The organism is Hymenobacter psoromatis, from assembly GCF_020012125.1.
In the GTDB taxonomy this organism is placed as follows: Bacteria; Bacteroidota; Bacteroidia; order Cytophagales; family Hymenobacteraceae; genus Hymenobacter; species Hymenobacter psoromatis.
The window spans coordinates 420,108-438,516 of the sequence record NZ_JAIFAG010000001.1 but is presented as its reverse complement, the minus strand read 5'-3'; the positions used below and the strand labels follow the sequence as shown (position 1 = coordinate 438,516).

Genomic DNA, 18,409 nt, shown 5'->3' with positions numbered 1-18,409 from the left:
AATTCCCTACCCTACTCTCATGAAACCAACTGTTACTTTGCAACTCATCTGCCTGTTCGGCTTGCTGCTGCTGTCGGGCTGTTTCACTTCCCGCGAGGCGCGCATCGAGTCGAGCTACAGCTACCGGGGGCGCTTTCGGCACTACCGCACCTACGGCTTTTTGAGCGGCAACGGCCTCACCGCCGACAGCACTCGCCTCAGCGAGTCTTTGCGCGATGCCGTGAAGCAGCGGATGCGCCTGCAAGGCTACCATTTCGCGCGCCGCAACCCTGATTTGATGGTCAGCTTCAAGCTTTTCGAGGGTGACATGCGCTTTCCGGGCTTCGTGCAGGAAGACATTACCCGGTGGGTGAAAGACAATGATGCCGAGAACGAAGAAACCCCTGACGAGCAGCGCCATACCTACCAGCCTACCCGCCTACTGCTGCTCGATGGTACGCTCATGGTCACGCTCATTGACACGCATACCGACAACGCCATCTGGAATGGCTACGCCTCGGGCGTAACTGTGCCCGAGGGGCCGCGCGGCGAGTATGTGCTTGTGCGCTCGGTGCGCGCCGTATTCGACCGCTACCGCATTTTCACGGAGAATTACTTCAACGGCGGCAACCTCGAAGGAGCCCTGAACGGCCAGCCCAGCGTGGACCCCGGCGCGGTTCCTACCCCCGAAACCCCGCGCTAAGCGGCCGCGGTGCCCTTTTTGCTTTTGTCCAGCCGGGCGCGGGTGTACCTTTGCCTGTCCGCGCCCGCGCGCCCGCTACCTAACTAGCTGACCCCTATGCTTCTCGCCATTAACTCCGCTTACCAGCCCAGCGACTACCTGCCCATACTCATTCAGTTTGGGCTGGCGGTGGCCTTCGTGGCCTTCGCCATGATAGTCTCGCACTTGGTGGGCCCCAACCGCCACAGCCGCGTAAAGGATGCCTCCTTCGAATGCGGCATCGAGAGCGTAGGCAACGCCCGCACGCCCATTTCGGTCAAGTATTTCCTCACGGCCATTCTGTTCGTGCTGTTCGATGTGGAGGTAATTTTCATGTATCCGTGGGCTGTGAATTTCCGGCAACTCGGTACGGCCGGCTTTGTGGAGATGATTATCTTCATGACGCTGCTAATGGCAGGCTTCGGCTACGTCATCAAAAAAGGCATTCTGCGTTGGAATGAGGCCGTTCCGGACCAAACTTTCACGGCGAAACCGGTGTTGAAAAAGCAGCCCGCCATCGCCGCGCAGGCCGCCTAACAATTATCAGTCATCAAGTATCAGTTGTCAGCGAACGAAGCCGGGATTGGCTTTACCTAATTCACTGATTGATAGTTGAGTTGATAATTGATAACTGTTAATTGATACTTGAAAATGGTTGATAGCCGCGTTCCCGAAATTAAATCCGTGCCGGCCCCCGAGGGCGTTGAGGGCGCGGGCTTTTTTGCTACCTCGCTGGAAAAAGTCGTGGGCATTGCCCGCGCTAATTCACTCTGGCCCTTGCCCTTTGCTACCTCCTGCTGCGGCATCGAGTTCATGGCCACGATGGGTTCGCACTACGACATCTCGCGCTTTGGCTCCGAGCGCCCCAGCTTCTCACCCCGCCAGGCCGACCTGCTGATGGTGATGGGCACCATCGCCAAGAAAATGGCCCCCATCGTGAAGCAGGTGTATGAGCAGATGGCTGAGCCCCGCTGGGTGCTGGCAATGGGTGCATGCGCCTGCTCGGGCGGCATTTTCGACAGCTACTCGGTGCTGCAAGGCATTGACCGTATTATTCCGGTTGACGTGTACATTCCCGGCTGCCCGCCCCGCCCCGAGCAAGTGCTTGATGGCCTAATGCGCGTGCAGGACTTGGCCAAAAATGAAAGCATCCGCCGCCGCAACTCACCTGAGTACCAAGCACTGCTGGCTTCTTATAATATTAAATAATTTGTTGTCTGTTGGCCAGATGAGTATGACCTCCTTTTTTGACCAGTAGTAGAAAAGCCCAATGGCTGACCCGACCAAAGAAGAATCTACCGCCGCCCAGGCGCTGGCCGCCGAGCAGGACCCTACCGCGCAACAAAACGCGCAGGTGCTGGCCCTGTTGCATAGCCTGTTTGGCGAGGCCACGTTTACGGACGTGCACGAGCCGTATGGCTTGCTAACGGTCACCACCAAGCGCGAGCACATTCACCGCATTGTGGAAGGCTTGCAGCAGGATGAAACGCTGAAGTTTCACTTCCTGACTACGATGTGCGGGATTAATTACCCTGAGAACCTGAACCAGGAACTCGGGATGATTTACCACCTGCACAGCTTGGTGCATAATATTCGGGTGCGTATCAAAATCTTCTTTCCGCTGGCCGACCCGGTGGTGCCTACCCTCTCCGACATCTACGCCGCCGCCAACTGGATGGAGCGCGAAGCCTACGATTTCTACGGCATCATCTTCACCGGCCACCCCAATCTGCGCCGTATTCTGAACGTGGAGGACATGGATTACTACCCCATGCGCAAGCAGTACCCGCTTGAAGACGGCACCCGCGAGGATAAAACTGACCTGTTTTTCGGTCGTTAATTTTTAAGATTGTTATGCTCACCAGGAAAGCATCTTATCACATCTTCCTCGTCAGAAATTAATCATCCGAGTAGTGCGAACCTGATAAGATGCTTCGCAAGCTCAGCATGACATAGCACACAATGGCAGTAAACGACGCCCTGGCCGGCACCCACAAGATTGTTGAGGAAGCGCGCGAGCAGCAGGGCGGACAGCTTGTGCCCACGCTCAATGACTTCTCGCAGGAGCTAACGACCCTCAACCTGGGTCCTACCCACCCCGCCACGCACGGCATCTTCCAGAACATCCTGCAAATGGATGGTGAGCGCATCATTTCGGGCGTGCCCACCATCGGCTACATTCACCGGGCATTTGAGAAAATCGCGGAGCGGCGGCCGTTCTATCAGATTACGCCTCTGACGGACCGCATGAACTACTGCTCGTCGCCCATTAACAATATGGGCTGGCACCTGACGGTAGAGAAGCTACTGGGCATTCAGGTGCCCAAACGGGCGCAGTACATGCGCGTGATTATGATGGAGTTGGCCCGTATCGCCGACCACCTTATCTGCAACTCCATCCTGGGAGTAGATACGGGTGCCTTCACGGGCTTCCTCTACGTGTTTCAGGAGCGCGAGAAGATTTATGAGATTTACGAGGAAGTCTGCGGCTCACGCCTGACTACCAATATGGGCCGGGTAGGCGGCATGGAGCGCGACTTTACGCCCGTGGCCATCGAGAAGCTGCGCAAGTGGCTCAAGGAATTTCCGACCGTGATGAAGGAGTTCGAAGCTATGTTCAATCGCAACCGCATTTTCATGGACCGCGTGGTGAACGTAGGTCCGATTACGGCGGAAAAGGCGTTGAACTACGGCTTCACTGGCCCCAACCTCCGGGCCGCGGGCGTTGATTACGACGTGCGCGTAATGAACCCGTATTCTTCCTACGAAGACTTCGAGTTTGATATCCCGGTAGGCACCAATGGCGACACTTACGACCGCTTTATCGTGCGCAATGAGGAAATCTGGCAGAGCCTGCGCATTATCAATCAGGCCCTTGACCGGCTGCCCGAAGGTCCGTTCCACGCCGATGCGCCCCACTACTACCTACCCCCCAAGCAGGCGGTGTATAAGAACATGGAGGCCCTGATTTACCACTTCAAAATCATCATGGGGGAGATTGACGCGCCCGTGGGTGAGGTCTACCACTCGGTGGAAGGCGGCAATGGCGAGTTGGGTTTTTACCTCGTTTCGGATGGTGGGCGCACGCCCTACCGCCTGCATTTCCGGCGGCCGTGCTTTATCTACTACCAAGCCTATTCGGAGATGGTAGTGGGCACGAGTCTTTCGGATGCCATCGTGATTTTGTCTTCCATGAATGTAATTGCCGGCGAGTTGGACGCCTAGCTGTTAGTTGAAAGTATCTGATATGGAGCCGAATATCGCCATCAAGCCTCAATTTTCGCCCGCCGCACAGGCCGAAATTAAACGCCTGCTCACGCACTACCCCGCTGACCGGAAGAAATCGACGCTGCTACCGATTCTGCACATCGCGCAAGCAGAATTTGGTGGCTGGGTAAGCCCCGAGGTGCAGGACCTGGTGGCTGAAACGCTGGATTTGACGCCGATTGAGGTGTATGAGGTGAGCACGTTCTACACGATGTTCAACCTCAAGCCGGTGGGTAAGCACGTGTTGGAAATTTGCCGCACCGGCCCCTGCATGTTGCGCGGCTCCGATGAGTTGACCGCGCACCTAGAGCGCATTACCGGCGCGAAAGTGGGCGAAACTTCCCCTGATGGGCTTTTCACTTTGAAAGAAGTGGAATGCCTGGCCGCCTGCGGCTTCGCACCCGTGGTGCAGGTCGGTGAGCAGTATTACGAGTCGCTCGACACGGAGGAAAACGTGCAGGCCATGCTGAGCGAATTAAAGAATATGGTGCACCGGCCTATGCTGCCGTGGGAAGGCAACCTACCTAATTCATTGCAAAACAATTAACTATCTACTACTATGGCTGAGCAGGATAAAAACCTACCGCTGGTAGTAGCAGAAATTTTGATTGAGATGCACGGTATGAATGACCGGCTAAAGCGTGTTGAAAGTCGCTTAGAAAGCGTTGATAACCACCTAGAAAATGTGGAGAACCGCCTAGAAAATGTGGAGAATATTTTATTACAAGCAGTAGATAATATTCAGCAGATAAGTAAAACTGTTAACCGCACGGCCGAAGTATTACTGTAACAACAGCAGAAATTCAACCGTCGCTTTGACCAGCGGCAACAGGAAAGCGACCGTCGCTTTGAATTACCACTAGAAGCTGACCGGCAACAGGCTGACCGCCTAGAACGAGCCATAGTCGGCATTGGAAATCGCTTTGGACGCTTAGAAAACCACTAAAAATATGGGACGCAAGCTATTAACCGAATACGTCAACGTTGAGGGTATCGAAACCTTCGCCGTGTACCGCAAGCACGGCGGCTACCGGTCCGTGGAGAAGGCCCTGAAAATGACTCCTGAGGAAGTAGTGGAAGAGGTCAAGAAGTCGGGCCTGCGCGGGCGCGGCGGCGCTGGCTTCCCTACCGGCCTTAAGTGGAGCTTTCTGGCCAAGCCGGAGGGCGTGCCGCGCTACCTCGTCTGCAACGCCGACGAGTCGGAGCCCGGCACGTTCAAGGACCGCTACCTGATGTCGAAGCTGCCGCATTTGCTCATTGAGGGCATGATTGCGGGCAGCTACGCGCTAGGGGCGCGCACCAGCTACATCTATATTCGGGGTGAGTTACTGTATGTGCTCCGCATTCTGGAAAAGGCGATTGCCGAAGCGTATGCGGCCGGTTTTCTAGGCGAGAATATTCAAGGCTCGGGCTATTCACTAGACTTGCACGTGCATCCGGGCGCGGGGGCCTACATCTGCGGCGAGGAAACGGCGCTACTGGAATCCCTGGAAGGCAAGCGCGGCAACCCACGCAACAAGCCGCCGTTCCCGGCCGTGCAGGGTCTATACGCCCGGCCCACGGTGGTCAATAATGTCGAGAGCATCGCGTCGGTGGTATCTATCCTGAATATGGGCGGTGAGGAGTACGCCAAGATAGGGGTAGGGAAAAGCACCGGTACCAAGCTCTTTTCGGCCTGCGGCCACCTCAACAAGCCGGGTATCTACGAGTTGGAGCTGGGCGTGCCGGTGGAGGAATTTATTTACTCCGATGAGTACTGCGGCGGCATCTGGAAGGGTAGGGAGTTGAAGGCCGTCGTGGCCGGCGGCTCTTCAGTACCAATTCTACCCAAGGAGCTGATTCTTAAAACGGCGGCAGGTGAGGACCGGCTGATGACTTATGAGTCGCTCAGCGACGGGGGATTCATCACGGGCACCATGTTGGGTTCAGGCGGCTTCATCGCGATGGACGAAACCACGTCTATCGTCAAGAACACCTGGAACTTCGCGCGTTTCTACCATCACGAAAGCTGCGGACAGTGCTCACCCTGCCGCGAGGGCACCGGCTGGCTCGAAAAAGTGTTGCACCGCCTCGCGCACGGCCACGGTTCGATGCATGACATTGACTTGATTGTGAGCGTGGCCAAACAGATTGAGGGTAATACCATTTGCCCATTGGGCGAGGCCGCTGCCTGGCCGGTAGCCGCCGCCGTGCGCCACTTCCGCGACGAGTTTGAGTGGTACGTGACACACCCCCAGGAGGCCACCGCGCCGGGTGCTTACTACCGGGGCAACTTAGTGCTAGCCTGATTTTAATCATCAATCAGTATTTATCAATTATCAATCTGCGAACCTCTGCGTAAGCCTCTGCGAACCTCTGCGAGAAATACCTTTGGGCCAACTTTGCTACTTGTCAATTAGAATGGCTAAAATAACTTTCGACGGAATTGAGGTAGAAGTGCCCGACGGCACAACTATTCTCAATGCGGCCCGCCAAATTGGTGGCGGCATAGTGCCGCCCGCTATGTGTTACTACACGCCCTTGAAGGGTAGCGGCGGCAAGTGCCGCGCTTGCCTGGTGCGCGTGGCAGCCGGCTCGGCCAAGGACCCGCGCCCCATGCCCAAGCTCGTGGCCTCGTGCATCACGCCCGTGCAGGATGGCATGGTGGTCGAAAACACGACCAGCCAGCAAGTGCTGGACGTGCGTAAGGGCATCGTAGAGATGCTACTCATTAACCACCCGCTCGACTGCCCAGTGTGTGACCAAGCTGGTGAATGCGACTTGCAAAACTTCGCCTTTGAGCACGGCGTAAGCACTACCCGCTACGAGGAAGAGCGTCGCACATTCGAGAAGATTGATATCGGCCCCTACGTGCAGTTGCACATGACGCGCTGCATTCTGTGCTATCGTTGCGTGTACACTGCCAACCAGCTTACCGACAACCGCGTGCATGGTGTGCTGGGCCGGGGCGATGCTTCCGAAATCGGCACTTACATCGAGAATTCGATTGATAACGATTTCAGCGGTAATGTTATCGACGTATGCCCGGTGGGTGCGCTCACCGACAAAACCTGGCGCTTTAAGCAGCGCGTATGGTTTACCAAACCTGTGAACGCGCACCGCGAGTGCAGCCACGAGAAGTGCAACGGCCACGTAACGCTTTGGTATAAAGGCAAAGACGTGCTGCGCGTGACCGCCCGTAAGGACGAGTACGGCGAGGTAAAAGAGTGGATTTGCAATGAGTGCCGTTTTGAGAAGAAAGAAACTGCGGATTGGGTAATTGAAGGCCCGGCGCATATCGACCGCTCATCGGTAATTGCGCAGAATCACTACGAGCTGCCCGTCATCAACCCGCAGGTAATCGCCGATTTGCCCGAAAGCACCGTTCGCGAGCTGGAGCAAAACCCACCGCTAAAGCTAGGCGGCTTGAGCGGCACGAGCTTCTAGCTGTTGGCTTTTCGTTATCGTTTAATTTTTTAAAAGCTAGTAGCTAACTAAAATGTCTCTGGAATCTATTGGCTGGCCGAATTTTTCTCTGGGGTGGCAAGGCATCGTGGTGCTGGTAATATTCGGCGTTTCGCTGCTGATTGCCACTTACTGTACCTACGCCGAGCGCGTGATTGCGGCCTTCCTACAAGACCGCGTGGGACCGGACCGTGCCGGCCCCTGGGGCCTCGCGCAACCGCTGGCCGATGCCGTGAAGCTGTTTACAAAGGAAGAATTCTTCCCGGCCGGGGCCAACAAGGCGCTGTTCGTTTTCGGGCCCTGCCTAGCCATGGTTACGGCGCTGATGTCGTCGGCGGTTATCCCGTTTGGCAACTCTCTCAAGTTTGGCGATACCGTTGTGCATTTGCGAGGTATCGATAGCAACATTGGAATGCTCTACGTGTTCGGCATCGTGTCGCTGGGCGTGTACGGTATCATGATTGGTGGCTGGGCTTCCAACAACAAGTTTTCGCTGCTAGGTGCCATTCGTGCGGCCTCTCAAAATATTAGCTACGAGCTAGCAATGGGCCTGGCCCTGATTGCGGTGCTCATGATGTCGGGCTCACTATCGTTGAGTACCATTACCTTGCAGCAGAGCAGTGCCACCGGCTGGCACTGGGGCGACATTTTTGCCTGGAACGTATTTAAGCAGCCGCTGGGCTTCATCATCTTTCTCGTTTGCGCGTTTGCTGAAACCAACCGCACGCCTTTCGACCTACCCGAATGCGAAACCGAGCTAGTAGGCGGCTACCACACCGAGTATAGCTCCATGAAGATGGGCTTGTATTTGTTTTCGGAGTACGTGAATGTGTTCGTGGCAACGGCTATCATGTCGGTGCTCTATTTTGGAGGCTTCAACTACCCGTTTCAATACGAGTTTCTCGATTTTCTGCAAACGAAAGCTGGCCTTTCGGTTGACTGGGCCCATAACTTATTTGTGCTGATGGGCGTGGTGGCTATGTTCGCCAAAATATTTACCGGTATCTTTTTCTTCATGTGGGTGCGCTGGACGCTACCCCGCTTCCGCTACGACCAGCTTATGCGCTTAGGCTGGACCATTCTTATCCCGCTGGCCATCTTCAATATTCTGCTAACCGGGGTGCTTATTACAACGGGCATTATCCCCGACCTGACCATCGCCGTTCGCTAACGTATTTTTGAGCTTTGGCTGACGACAGTTTGATTGAGATAATGGCTGAACTACTGGCTGAGGTGCATTAGATGCGCGTTGATAACAACGAGCGTCTGGACACTACCAACAAACGTCTGGACCGCCTGGGAACTCAAACCGCAAAAAATAACGCGGCTATCAGCGAGCTTCGGGTTTCTGTGATGCGGCTGACAGACAAGATTTAAGAAATTTACTATCTCGGCCAGCGTGTGCCGATATTGGATAACATTGTCTTACCGAAGTCGCCACTGTAAGCTGCTTAGAAACTATCCCTTATGCAATCCTTAAGTAACCGCGCTAAGAAACTGGAAAAGAAGCCGATGACGTTCGCTGAGCGAGCTTATTTACCGGCCATTTTTCAGGGCTTGAGCATTACGATGCAGCACTTTTTTCGGGCTGCCACCAAGAAGCAAATTACCATTCGCTATCCCGAAGAAACCCGGCCGTTCTCGCCCGTTTTCCGGGGCTTGCACGTGCTGAAGCGCGATGAGCAAGGCCGCGAGCGCTGCACAGCCTGCGGCTTGTGCGCCGTGGCCTGCCCCGCCGAAGCCATTACGATGGTGGCAGGCGAGCGCAAGAAAGGCGAGCAAAACCTCTACCGCGAGGAGAAGTATGCCGTAAGCTACGAGATTAATATGTTGCGCTGCATCTTCTGCGGCCTCTGCGAAGAGGCTTGCCCGAAGGCGGCCATCTACTTGCAGGCTGATAAGATGGCTCCGCCGCGCTACGAACGCGACGAGTTTATCTACGGTAAGGACCGCCTGGTAGAGCCCACGTCGCCGGACAATCGCTCGGCACGCGGTATCCAACTCACGCCCGAGCAAGCGGAGAAGCTGCGGACGCAGTTGGCGTAAAGCTATGCGGTAAGCTTTAGCTTGCCGTATTCAATTCAGAATTTTAACGGTCGGTAAACTCACGCTTACCGCGCATGATATGTCCCTTTTTCTCTTCCTGTCGTTCGTAGCCCTGTTGAGTGCCCTGGGCGTGGTGCTGACCAAGAACCCAGTATACAGCGTACTATTTCTCATCCTCACGTTCTTCACGCTATCGGCTCATTACTTACTGCTGAACGCGCAGTTTCTGGCGGCCGTGAACATCATCGTGTATGCCGGGGCCATTATGGTGCTGTTCCTGTTCGTGATTATGTTCCTGAACCTCAACAAGGAAACGGAGCCGCACAAGCCTGCCCTGGCCAAAATTGCCGCCGCCATCGCGGGCGGCTCGCTGCTGCTCATTATGGTAGCGGCGTTGCACAACGTGCAGCCTGTAGGCTACGACGCGGCCACCTTCGATTCGCAGGTGGGCATGGTGGACCGCCTGGGCCTGGTACTGTTTAAGCAGTACTCCCTACCCTTCGAGTTAGCCTCCATTCTACTGCTGGCCGCAATGGTCGGCTCCGTGATGCTGGGTAGGCGCGAAACGGGCGAGCGCAATTTTTAACCGGACTTTTTCCTGGGTTTTGGCAGCGGCTCCTGACCAGTTCGGGGCCGCTGCTGCGTTTGAGGGTAGGGCGGCCGGGCCGTTTGGGCGGGGTAGCGGCGGGGTCGGTTTTAACCTTCGCGGCGGCCGTTTTCTTTTGCAGCGCGGCTTCCTGCTCGTCGGTGGGCAAGGGCGCGAAGCCGGCTTCTGTGAGCGCGGCGCGCAGCTCGGCGCGGCGGCCGTGCTGCTTCCAAAGCTCCGAGGCAAACAGACGCACTTGCGCAGCAATGATGGGCACGGTGCTCAGCACAAAGAGCCAAACGACTAAGTGGGCGTAGAAACCAGGGCCGCGCTGCGCGGCAGCGAGGTAGCTTTCGATGCGCTCCATCACGGCATCAAGCGTGGGCTCGGGTTGCTGGCGGGCGGCTTCCATAAGTAGCACGGCCAGCTTGGGGGCATCGGCTTCCGTCACGGTCCGCCAGTCGTGGCGCAGCAAGTGGGGTAGCAAATCGGGCGGGTAGCCGGTGCGCAGCATATCCTGCCCCTCTTGCACGAACGTGCGCCGGGCGGCCGGGCGCAGTTTAGGCTTAACCACCGGCGCAGGAGCCAGCAACAGAGGTAGGCTGAATTCAAACGTAGCGGGAAAACCCGGAATCAGGTCGGGCTGCTGGTGCAGCAGTTGGCCGAGGTAAGCGAGCTTTTCCTTGTCGCTGGTGCGGGCAAACGCCTCTTTCAAAGCTTGGCGCAGCTGCTGGGGGGTAGGCGGCACGGCGCGGGCCGCACTAGGCGCGGGAGGTGGCGGCGGCGGGGCCGGCTCACTCTCCCCAAGCAGGTCGAGCACGGCCAAGCCAAGGGCGATGCCGTGCTTGCACACCGGCCCGTAGTTGTAAGGGCAGTCGCACCCGATGTCGGGCGGGCCGCTGGGCAGCACCGTCAACTCGACGTGGTAGGTTTCGGTGCCGCGTACTTTGGCTTTGTAGGTATTGCCTTTTTGCTTAATTCGGCCTACCGCATCATATTCCGTGTAATAGACTTCGCCCCGGTCAAATATCTTACGGGGCACGAGGTCGGCCAGGTCGTGGATAGTGAACATGGGGGTAGCAAGTGCGGGTAAGCCACCAAAAATAGCGGCCGCCTCGGAAACATTGACCGGGTAGCTCGCAGCTGCTTATCAGACCATTATTTTCTTCGGAGCGCGAACGGCAGCTACAGGTGTTGGCGCGTCGAAAACGCGGTCCGGTCTAACTTTGGCGGGTCGTCCAGGTCGTAGCCATAGGCCACGCTGTTGAGGTAAGCGGCGGCCCACAGGCGCTCGGCGGGGGTAGGGGGCTGGTGCGTGGCGTGGTAGCGGGCGTTTTCCGCGTGGGTGCCGGCGTGGTGGGCAGTGCGGTCGAGGCGGAAGGGCATAGCAGGTATTTTATTTCAAATACAAGTTGACATTGTACTGATTACTTGCTTTATTAGGACTTGTCCAAATCGCCATATCAACTTCATATTTAGCTCCCGTAAAGACACTTATTGTCCAAGTAGAGCCATCTTTATCTTCCGTGACTTCCGTATTAAGCAGCTTCATAGAATACTTTTCTATTTCCGCTCTTATTGCGTAGAAAGTTTGCACCTCAATGGTTTGCAAGCTAACATAGTTACCACAATTTTTACCAATCTTAACGGTAATATAAGACGACGATAATATTGATTGGTTATCCCAAGTTAACACATCATACAAACAATTCTCTTCCGTTGCTGGGACAACATGAGGTTGCCGTCCTTTGAATACCCAACCTCGCGGCAGTAGAATCTGATTTGCCTTATCTAAGTCCCCGCTCCTTATAGAAATAAGTTCACTGAGTGATACCTGCTGGGCATCTGCTACGTGCATGGTTCCCAAGCATAGCATAAGAGCAAAAAGATAATCTTTCATTCTACTTTCCAGTAAAGACGATTCTTATTTCCTCACCACCTCCGTCTTAATACTCAACTCCTTTAACTGCGCATCCGCAATCGGTGAAGGCGAGTCAATCATCACGTCCCTACCCGAGTTATTCTTAGGGAAGGCGATGAAATCCCGGATGGAATCGGCCCCGCCGAAGAGCGAGCAGAGGCGGTCGAAGCCGAAGGCGATGCCGCCGTGGGGCGGCGCGCCGTACTCGAAGGCATCGAGCAGGAAGCCGAACTGGGCCTGGGCCTCCTCGGGGGTGAAGCCGAGCAGCGAGAACATGCGGGCCTGCACGGCGCGGTCGTGGATGCGGATGGAGCCGCCGCCGACCTCTACCCCGTTAATTACCAGGTCGTAGGCATTGGCGCGGGCCTGGCCGATGGTGGTGGGGTTGTCGAGCAGGTGCATGTCTTCGGGCTTGGGCGAGGTGAAGGGGTGGTGCATGGCGAAGTAGCGGCCCTCCTCTTCAATATATTCGAGCAACGGGAAGTTGACGACCCACAGCGGGGCAAACGTGTCCTTGTCTCGCAGGCCGAGGCGCTGGCCCATTTCCAGGCGCAGCTCGCTGAGGGCCTTGCGGGTTTTATCGGCCGGGCCGGCCAGCAGGAGCAGCAAATCGCCCTCGTTGGCGTGGAACGCGGCGGCCCACTTCTGCAATTCTTCCTGCGGGTAGAACTTATCGACCGATGATTTTACTACCCCCCCAGCTTCGACGCGGGCGTACACGAGGCCGGTGGCCCCGAGCTGCGGGCGCTTCACGAAGGCGGTGAGCTCGTCGAGCTGCTTGCGGGTGTAGGCGGCGCAGGTGGCGGCGTTGATGCCCACCACCAGCTCGGCCTGGTCGAAGACCGGGAAGCCGTGGCCTTTTACTACCCCATCCAATTCCACGAACTCCATTGCGAAGCGCACGTCGGGCTTGTCGTTGCCGAAGCGGCGCATGGCGTCGGCGTATTCCATGCGGGGCACGGTGGGGAAATCGAGATTTTTGATTTCCTTGAACAGGTATCGCACCAAGCCCTCGAAGGTGTTGAGAATGTCTTCCTGGGTTACGAAGGCCATTTCGCAGTCAATCTGCGTGAACTCGGGCTGGCGGTCGGCGCGCAGGTCTTCGTCGCGGAAGCACTTGACAATCTGGAAATAGCGGTCGAAACCCGACACCATGAGCAGCTGCTTGAACGTCTGCGGCGACTGCGGCAGGGCGTAGAACTCGCCGGGGTTCATGCGCGAGGGCACCACAAAGTCGCGCGCGCCTTCGGGCGTGCTTTTGATGAGCACGGGAGTTTCGACTTCGATAAAATCCTGGCCGTCGAGGTAGCGGCGCACGGCCTGAGCCATGCGGTGGCGCAGCATCAGGTTGTTGCGCACGGGCGTGCGGCGCAAGTCCAGGTAGCGGTACTTCATGCGCAACTCGTCGCCGCCATCGGTCTCATCCTCAATGAGAAAGGGCGGCAGCTTGGCGGGGTTCAACACGTCTATTTTCGCCACGCGGATTTCGATGTCGCCGGTCGGGATATGCGCGTTTTTGGAGTAGCGCTCGGCTACTTTACCGGTGACGGAGATGACAAATTCGCGGCCGAGATGGCGGGCCTGCTCGCGCACTTCGTCGCGCTCTACCCCCTCTTCGAGCGCTAGTTGGGTGAGGCCGTAGCGGTCGCGCAGGTCAATCCAGAGGATGCCGCCTTTGTCGCGGGTGCGCTGCACCCAGCCCACGAGGGTGACGGTTTGGCCGGCGTGTTCGAGGCGGAGTTCGCCATTGGTGTGCGTTCTTAACATAAACCGCAGATTCAAACTGATTTAACGGATTTCGCGGATACGCCGCTGACGCGGCTGGTAGCGCGATTGATGGATTTTGGGGGTGCGCCGCAGTGCGGCTGGGCGCGCGGGCGGGGGGCAGGAAATTATTGCTGGGTGCGAAGGTACTGGCGGGGGCGCGGGGATAAAATTGCTGGTTTGGTACGGAGTATGCAAGAGGGGGTAGGGACGACATTCTTTTGTCTGGTTTTTTCTTCCTTTTCAACCATGAAATCTTTTCCTGCGCTGGCCCTGGCGGCCGCTTTGCTCGCGGCCGGCTCGGCCCAGGCCCAAACCAAAGTCAAAACTAAGAGCAAGTACGATGACGATGTTATAATCAAAACGAAGGGTGAAGTACCGGCCGTGACGCTCGACGGCCCCATCCGGCGCGTGGAAACGCTCTCGGGCATTGATATTTTTCCTAAGCCCAACTCCAACAGCGTATTGCTCAGCTTTACGCAGCAGTTTACCAAGCCCGGCACGCTGGTAATGACCAACTACCTCAACAAAGTGGTGTACCAGCAGGCGCTGGACCCGCAGGCCAACACCGGCGAGCCCGTGGACCTAGGCCACATCCAGGCCGGCACGTATCTGGTAGAAGCCAAAACGGGCAACTACGTGTACTGGAAAAAGGTCCGTATTAAGTACCCAACGGTGGCGCGCCGCTAGCAACGGCGCAATTAGTAAGCAAAAACACCAGAACGTCATGTTTTGACAAGTTCAGCATGACGTTCTGGTGTTTTTGTTCGTTTCTGCTACCCGTCTCCTACCCCCTACTTTTGCCTGTGCTTATGAAAACCCTACCCCTGCTCCTTGCTTTGCTCGCCCTCACCAGCTTTGGCCCCAAGCCTAAGCTGATGACCGTGAAGCTCGCGCCCGGCTTGTCGGTGGCGGTGCCGCAGGGCTTCACGCCGCTGCCCGATGAAGGCATCGCGGTCAAGTTTCCGTCGCCGCGCAAGCCGCTGGCCGTGTTCAGCAATCCCAGCGGGCGCGTGGATTACAGCATTTCGGTGCGGCCCACCACGTTTGGTCCCGACTATAACATCTTGCTGCCCTTTTATAAAGCCAGCGTGCAGCGGCTCTATACGAAGGTGGAATTTCTGACGCAGGAAGTGCGCAAGGTGAACGGCCGCGATTTCGTGGCGCTGGAGTTTGTCTCCACGCTCACCGATAGCCGCCGCTCGGCCATCACGCTGGCCGCCATCCGCAAATACGAGTACATCGAATATGCGGTGCAGGGCGAGCAGCTGTATATTTTCTCATTTTCGGCCCCGGCCGATGAGCAGGCACAGTGGCGCCCCGTGGCCCAGGCCGCGCTCAGTGATATCAGCTTGAAGTAGAGAATAATCTGTCATTGCTTTGCTTTGCTCGCAATGACAGGCTTCTACAAATAATCGCCCATGCTCACCGACGACTTCTTTATGCAACAAGCATTGGCCGAGGCGCGGCGGGCACTAGCGGCGGGCGAAATCCCGATTGGTGCGGTCGTGGTGCTGGAGAGGGAAATAATCGGACGGGGATACAACCAGACCGAGCAGCTGCGCGACGTGACGGCCCACGCCGAGATGCTGGCCCTAACGGCCGCCGCCAATTTTTTGGGCAATAAATACTTGACCCACTGTATCTTGTACGTAACGGTGGAGCCCTGCGTAATGTGCGCTGGGGCCAGCGCCTGGGCGCAGCTGGGGGGGGTAGTGTTTGGCGCGGCTGAGCCCCGCACCGGCTACCGGCGGCACACGCCCGGCCTGCTGCACCCGCGCACCCAGGTGCGGGCGAGCGTATGCGCCGAGGAATGCGCGGCATTGATGCAGGCGTTTTTTCGGGGCAAGCGGCCGGGGTAGGGGTAGCTTCCGCGTGCCCTGCACAACCCCGGCGGCTGGTTCGGGGTTATACATGGACCTGCCCATCTTTTCACTTTAAAACACCCTGCATCATGGCTTTTGAACTGCCCAAGCTCCCGTATTCCTACGATGCCCTCGAACCAACGTTCGACGCGCAGACGATGGAAATACACTATACCAAGCACCACCAGGCCTACGTAACCAACCTCAATGCCGCCGTGGCTGGCACCGAGATGGAAAACCAGAGCCTGGAAGAAATCATGCACAATATTGCCAAGGCTACCCCGGCTGTGCGCAACAACGGCGGCGGCCACTGGAACCACTCGCTGTGGTGGACCATCCTCTCGCCCAATGGCGGCGGGCAGCCCACTGGCGCGGTGGCCGACGCTATTACCAAGGCATTTGGCAGCTACGACAACTTCAAGACTGAGTTTAGCAAGGCCGCGACGACGCGCTTCGGCTCGGGCTGGGCGTGGCTGTGCAAGCAGCCCGACGGCGCGCTCCAAATCTGCTCGACGCCCAACCAGGACAACCCACTCATGCCCGATGCCGGCTGCAAGGGCATGCCCATTCTGGGCCTCGACGTGTGGGAGCACGCCTACTACCTCAAGTACCAGAATAAACGCCCCGACTACGTGGCTGCCTTTTTCAACCTCATCAATTGGGATGAAGTAAACAAGCGTTTCGCTACCGCCAACTAAGCAGCCCGGCAAGCCCGACGCTTTGCGTTGCAGCTCCGCAACTACTCGTTTCCAAGCCCGTTCGCACCCCGCGAGCGGGCTTTTTTATGCCCCCGCAAGTAGTTGGGCAGCTGTTGCGTTATTTTGAATGTCGTAATCCTAGCGTAATGCGGCAGGCGGCGGCTTTTGTATCTTTATCAGCAAAAGCGCCTACCCCGACTTTTAACCTGAGCCCTCATGTCTATCAAGCTGCGCCTCACCATCCTGAGCTTCTTGCAATTTTTCATCTGGGGCGCGTGGCTGATAACGATTGGCGCGTACTGGTTCCAAACCAAGCATTGGTCAGGGTCGCAGTTCGGGGCTATTTTCTCCACAATGGGCATCGCGTCCATTTTTATGCCCTCGCTCATGGGCATTGTGGCCGATAAGTGGGTAAACGCCGAAAAGCTCTACGGTGTGCTGCACCTGCTGGGGGCCGGCGTGCTGTGCACCATCCCCTTCGTAACGGACCCCGGCGTGTTCTTTTGGGTGATTCTGCTCAATATGATTTTCTACATGCCTACCCTGGCGCTGTCCATCGCCGTGTCGTACTCAGCGCTGAAAAGCCAGGGGCTGGACGTGGTGAAGGACTACCCCCCCATCCGGGTGTGGGGTACCATCGGCTTTATCGTGGCTATGTGGACGGTCACTTTCCTGGGTTTTGAGAAGTCGGCCAGCCAGTTTTACGTGGCCGCCGGGGCCGCGCTGGTATTGGGCATTTACTCGTTCACGCTGCCCAAGTGCCCGCCGCCATCCCGAGATACACCAGGCCGCACGCTGGTTGATGCACTAGGGCTCAAGTCGTTCGCGCTGCTACGCGACCGCAAGCTGGCGACCTTCTTCCTATTTGCTCTACTACTAGGGGCCGCCTTGCAGTTGACTAATGCCTACGGTGACACCTTTTTGCACGACTTTGACCAAGTGCCCGCCTACCGCGATACACTGACGGTGCGGCACCCGGCCTTTATTATGTCCATCTCGCAGATTTCGGAAACGCTCTTTATCTTGGCTATTCCGTTTTTTTTGCGGCGTTTCGGCATCAAGCAAGTGATGCTGTTCAGCATGGTGGCCTGGGTGCTGCGCTTCGGCCTGTTTGCCTATGGCGACCCCGGGAGCAATTTGTGGATGATTATTACCTCGTGCATCGTGTACGGCATGGCCTTCGACTTCTTCAATATCTCCGGCTCGCTGTTTGTCGAAACCCAGACCCAGCCCAGCATCCGGGCCAGCGCGCAGGGCCTGTTTATGATGATGACCAATGGCTTCGGAGCCGTGCTGGGCAGCTCGCTCAGCGGCGTCATTATTCAGCAGTATTTCACCGATGCCAGCGGCCATAAGGATTGGCACGGCATCTGGCTCACGTTCGCGGCTTATGCGCTAGCTATCGCGGTACTGTTCGTGTTCATTTTCAAGCATAAGCACGAGCCACAAGTGGCCGAAAATGAATACTCGGAGCCAGCGCTAGCTGCTTAGTCAATACTCTTGAGCAGTGGTTGAATACCATTAAATTCTACCAGTCTATGCAGCTATAAGCTTGGATATCTTGCCTTGTGTATTCAGTAAACTTACAGGCGTGGAAAATCATTGCCCAATTCCTTTTCATTTCACCTGAACACCTCGTGTCTCATGTAAAAAGGGCCGCCGCAGTAGTAACTGCGGCGGCCCTTTTTACTTAATTCTCAGCGGCACTTATACCCACTTATTATCCAGTGAAGCGCCGTTCACATCAATTTTGTTAGCCGAGATGACGAGGCTAAGCACCATTGAAGCCTGAGTTTCGGCCCCACGGGCATCGAAGCTTTCGGCGTAGCTCACGCAGTAGGCTTCTTTGAAGGCAATCTCCTTCATTTTGGAATCCTGGTCGCCTCGCTTAAATACGATTTTACCGTCGGCCCGCTTGTAGGGGTCCAGCATCCAGCTAATAAGCTTTACACTATCCGTTGATACAATCGTTACCTTGATAGTTCCGCCCTGAACCACGGAAGAGGGCCGGCCCTTGTCGTCGGTAGTTTGGTTGAAGGAGTAGCTGCAGCTTACTACTTCGCATTCTTCGCTGCCGGCAGCGTCAAATACAGCACTAAAAGAGGCCATGAATTAGGG

Annotated in this window: 21 protein-coding genes and 1 pseudogene; 17 read left to right on the top strand and 5 right to left on the bottom strand. The window is 56.6% G+C overall.

Translation table 11 applies throughout. The features are described 5' to 3' along the window. Positions 1-19 precede the first annotated feature (19 nt). The 12 genes and pseudogenes from LC531_RS01845 to LC531_RS01790 all read left to right on the top strand — a co-directional run bounded on the left by LC531_RS01845 (position 20) and on the right by LC531_RS01790 (position 10,043). On the top strand, positions 20-682 hold the full coding sequence (locus LC531_RS01845; RefSeq protein ID WP_223648626.1) for a DUF4136 domain-containing protein: 663 nt from the start codon (positions 20-22) through the stop codon (positions 680-682). 96 nt (positions 683-778) lie between these two features. Further along, a pseudogene (locus tag LC531_RS01840) lies at positions 779-1,156 on the top strand (NADH-quinone oxidoreductase subunit A); the annotation flags it as partial. A 195-nt stretch (positions 1,157-1,351) separates the two neighbouring features. Beyond that, complete coding sequence (locus LC531_RS01835) at positions 1,352-1,909, top strand: NADH-quinone oxidoreductase subunit B (RefSeq protein ID WP_223648625.1); 558 nt, start codon at positions 1,352-1,354, stop codon at positions 1,907-1,909. Between the two features lie 61 nt (positions 1,910-1,970). Then, positions 1,971-2,540, top strand: coding sequence for an NADH-quinone oxidoreductase subunit C (locus LC531_RS01830; RefSeq protein ID WP_223648624.1), 570 nt, complete (start codon positions 1,971-1,973; stop codon positions 2,538-2,540). A 122-nt stretch (positions 2,541-2,662) separates the two neighbouring features. Further along, positions 2,663-3,925, top strand: a complete 1,263-nt coding sequence (nuoD, locus tag LC531_RS01825; protein ID WP_223648623.1) for an NADH dehydrogenase (quinone) subunit D — start codon at positions 2,663-2,665, stop codon at positions 3,923-3,925. 22 nt (positions 3,926-3,947) lie between these two features. After that, positions 3,948-4,514 (top strand): NADH-quinone oxidoreductase subunit NuoE family protein, encoded by a 567-nt coding sequence (locus LC531_RS01820; RefSeq protein ID WP_223648622.1) that lies wholly within the window; start codon positions 3,948-3,950, stop codon positions 4,512-4,514. A gap of 12 nt (positions 4,515-4,526) precedes the next feature. After that, positions 4,527-4,757: a hypothetical protein gene (locus LC531_RS01815; protein WP_223648621.1), complete on the top strand. Its 231-nt coding sequence runs from the start codon at positions 4,527-4,529 to the stop codon at positions 4,755-4,757. Between the two features lie 160 nt (positions 4,758-4,917). After that, entirely contained in the window at positions 4,918-6,255 is a 1,338-nt protein-coding gene (gene nuoF, locus LC531_RS01810; RefSeq protein WP_223648620.1) for an NADH-quinone oxidoreductase subunit NuoF, read from the top strand. A 112-nt stretch (positions 6,256-6,367) separates the two neighbouring features. Further along, entirely contained in the window at positions 6,368-7,393 is a 1,026-nt protein-coding gene (locus tag LC531_RS01805; RefSeq protein WP_223648619.1) for an NADH-quinone oxidoreductase subunit G, read from the top strand. Between the two features lie 52 nt (positions 7,394-7,445). Next, positions 7,446-8,582, top strand: coding sequence for an NADH-quinone oxidoreductase subunit NuoH (nuoH, locus tag LC531_RS01800; RefSeq protein WP_223648618.1), 1,137 nt, complete (start codon positions 7,446-7,448; stop codon positions 8,580-8,582). Positions 8,583-8,878: 296 nt separating this feature from the next. After that, the gene (locus LC531_RS01795) at positions 8,879-9,457 is read left to right on the top strand and encodes a NuoI/complex I 23 kDa subunit family protein (RefSeq protein ID WP_223648617.1); all 579 of its coding nucleotides are present in this window, start codon (positions 8,879-8,881) and stop codon (positions 9,455-9,457) included. Between the two features lie 79 nt (positions 9,458-9,536). Then, positions 9,537-10,043: an NADH-quinone oxidoreductase subunit J family protein gene (locus LC531_RS01790; protein ID WP_223648616.1), complete on the top strand. Its 507-nt coding sequence runs from the start codon at positions 9,537-9,539 to the stop codon at positions 10,041-10,043. Here the strand turns inward: LC531_RS01790 and LC531_RS01785 are convergent. The 4 genes from LC531_RS01785 to aspS all read right to left on the bottom strand — a co-directional run bounded on the left by LC531_RS01785 (position 9,937) and on the right by aspS (position 13,731). Continuing rightward, positions 9,937-11,115 carry an SWIM zinc finger family protein gene (locus LC531_RS01785; protein ID WP_223648615.1) on the bottom strand — a complete coding sequence of 393 codons (1,179 nt, stop codon included), beginning with the start codon at positions 11,113-11,115 and terminating at the stop codon, positions 9,937-9,939. The genes LC531_RS01790 and LC531_RS01785 overlap by 107 nt on opposite strands. A 113-nt stretch (positions 11,116-11,228) precedes the next feature. After that, positions 11,229-11,429, bottom strand: coding sequence for a hypothetical protein (locus LC531_RS01780; protein WP_223648614.1), 201 nt, complete (start codon positions 11,427-11,429; stop codon positions 11,229-11,231). A 10-nt stretch (positions 11,430-11,439) separates the two neighbouring features. Continuing rightward, positions 11,440-11,943, bottom strand: coding sequence for a hypothetical protein (locus LC531_RS01775; RefSeq protein ID WP_223648613.1), 504 nt, complete (start codon positions 11,941-11,943; stop codon positions 11,440-11,442). Positions 11,944-11,967: 24 nt separating this feature from the next. Continuing rightward, positions 11,968-13,731 (bottom strand): aspartate--tRNA ligase, encoded by a 1,764-nt coding sequence (gene aspS / locus LC531_RS01770; protein WP_223648612.1) that lies wholly within the window; start codon positions 13,729-13,731, stop codon positions 11,968-11,970. Between the two features lie 246 nt (positions 13,732-13,977). On the opposite strand from aspS, the gene LC531_RS01765 reads away from it, so the two are divergent. The 5 genes from LC531_RS01765 to LC531_RS01745 all read left to right on the top strand — a co-directional run bounded on the left by LC531_RS01765 (position 13,978) and on the right by LC531_RS01745 (position 17,782). Beyond that, positions 13,978-14,418 carry a T9SS type A sorting domain-containing protein gene (locus LC531_RS01765; RefSeq protein WP_223648611.1) on the top strand — a complete coding sequence of 147 codons (441 nt, stop codon included), beginning with the start codon at positions 13,978-13,980 and terminating at the stop codon, positions 14,416-14,418. A gap of 122 nt (positions 14,419-14,540) precedes the next feature. Then, positions 14,541-15,089, top strand: a complete 549-nt coding sequence (locus tag LC531_RS01760; protein ID WP_223648610.1) for a hypothetical protein — start codon at positions 14,541-14,543, stop codon at positions 15,087-15,089. Positions 15,090-15,149: 60 nt separating this feature from the next. Further along, positions 15,150-15,590 carry a nucleoside deaminase gene (locus tag LC531_RS01755; RefSeq protein WP_223648609.1) on the top strand — a complete coding sequence of 147 codons (441 nt, stop codon included), beginning with the start codon at positions 15,150-15,152 and terminating at the stop codon, positions 15,588-15,590. Positions 15,591-15,682: 92 nt separating this feature from the next. Next, the gene (locus LC531_RS01750) at positions 15,683-16,291 is read left to right on the top strand and encodes a superoxide dismutase (RefSeq protein ID WP_223648608.1); all 609 of its coding nucleotides are present in this window, start codon (positions 15,683-15,685) and stop codon (positions 16,289-16,291) included. A 216-nt stretch (positions 16,292-16,507) separates the two neighbouring features. After that, the gene (locus LC531_RS01745; protein ID WP_223648607.1) at positions 16,508-17,782 is read left to right on the top strand and encodes a nucleoside permease; all 1,275 of its coding nucleotides are present in this window, start codon (positions 16,508-16,510) and stop codon (positions 17,780-17,782) included. Between the two features lie 216 nt (positions 17,783-17,998). On the opposite strand, the gene tssD is transcribed toward LC531_RS01745, so the two are convergent. Next, entirely contained in the window at positions 17,999-18,400 is a 402-nt protein-coding gene (tssD, locus tag LC531_RS01740) for a type VI secretion system tube protein TssD (RefSeq protein WP_223648606.1), read from the bottom strand. Positions 18,401-18,409: the final 9 nt, after the last annotated feature.

Excerpts from the sequence above, each read along its gene's own strand:
- LC531_RS01820 (WP_223648622.1), top strand. The coding sequence starts at position 3,948 with ATGGAGCCGAATATCGCCATCAAGCCTCAATTTTCGCCCGCCGCACAG.
- nuoD (WP_223648623.1), top strand. The coding sequence starts at position 2,663 with ATGGCAGTAAACGACGCCCTGGCCGGCACCCACAAGATTGTTGAGGAA.
- LC531_RS01790 (WP_223648616.1), top strand. The coding sequence starts at position 9,537 with ATGTCCCTTTTTCTCTTCCTGTCGTTCGTAGCCCTGTTGAGTGCCCTG.
- LC531_RS01765 (WP_223648611.1), top strand. The coding sequence starts at position 13,978 with ATGAAATCTTTTCCTGCGCTGGCCCTGGCGGCCGCTTTGCTCGCGGCC.
- LC531_RS01750 (WP_223648608.1), top strand. The coding sequence starts at position 15,683 with ATGGCTTTTGAACTGCCCAAGCTCCCGTATTCCTACGATGCCCTCGAA.
- LC531_RS01775 (WP_223648613.1), bottom strand. The coding sequence starts at position 11,943 with ATGAAAGATTATCTTTTTGCTCTTATGCTATGCTTGGGAACCATGCAC.
- LC531_RS01830 (WP_223648624.1), top strand. The coding sequence starts at position 1,971 with ATGGCTGACCCGACCAAAGAAGAATCTACCGCCGCCCAGGCGCTGGCC.
- LC531_RS01805 (WP_223648619.1), top strand. The coding sequence starts at position 6,368 with ATGGCTAAAATAACTTTCGACGGAATTGAGGTAGAAGTGCCCGACGGC.
- LC531_RS01780 (WP_223648614.1), bottom strand. The coding sequence starts at position 11,429 with ATGCCCTTCCGCCTCGACCGCACTGCCCACCACGCCGGCACCCACGCG.
- LC531_RS01795 (WP_223648617.1), top strand. The coding sequence starts at position 8,879 with ATGCAATCCTTAAGTAACCGCGCTAAGAAACTGGAAAAGAAGCCGATG.
- aspS (WP_223648612.1), bottom strand. The coding sequence starts at position 13,731 with ATGTTAAGAACGCACACCAATGGCGAACTCCGCCTCGAACACGCCGGC.
- tssD (WP_223648606.1), bottom strand. The coding sequence starts at position 18,400 with ATGGCCTCTTTTAGTGCTGTATTTGACGCTGCCGGCAGCGAAGAATGC.
- LC531_RS01785 (WP_223648615.1), bottom strand. The coding sequence starts at position 11,115 with ATGTTCACTATCCACGACCTGGCCGACCTCGTGCCCCGTAAGATATTT.
- LC531_RS01755 (WP_223648609.1), top strand. The coding sequence starts at position 15,150 with ATGCTCACCGACGACTTCTTTATGCAACAAGCATTGGCCGAGGCGCGG.
- LC531_RS01835 (WP_223648625.1), top strand. The coding sequence starts at position 1,352 with ATGGTTGATAGCCGCGTTCCCGAAATTAAATCCGTGCCGGCCCCCGAG.
- LC531_RS01815 (WP_223648621.1), top strand. The coding sequence starts at position 4,527 with ATGGCTGAGCAGGATAAAAACCTACCGCTGGTAGTAGCAGAAATTTTG.
- LC531_RS01745 (WP_223648607.1), top strand. The coding sequence starts at position 16,508 with ATGTCTATCAAGCTGCGCCTCACCATCCTGAGCTTCTTGCAATTTTTC.
- LC531_RS01760 (WP_223648610.1), top strand. The coding sequence starts at position 14,541 with ATGAAAACCCTACCCCTGCTCCTTGCTTTGCTCGCCCTCACCAGCTTT.
- LC531_RS01845 (WP_223648626.1), top strand. The coding sequence starts at position 20 with ATGAAACCAACTGTTACTTTGCAACTCATCTGCCTGTTCGGCTTGCTG.
- nuoF (WP_223648620.1), top strand. The coding sequence starts at position 4,918 with ATGGGACGCAAGCTATTAACCGAATACGTCAACGTTGAGGGTATCGAA.
- nuoH (WP_223648618.1), top strand. The coding sequence starts at position 7,446 with ATGTCTCTGGAATCTATTGGCTGGCCGAATTTTTCTCTGGGGTGGCAA.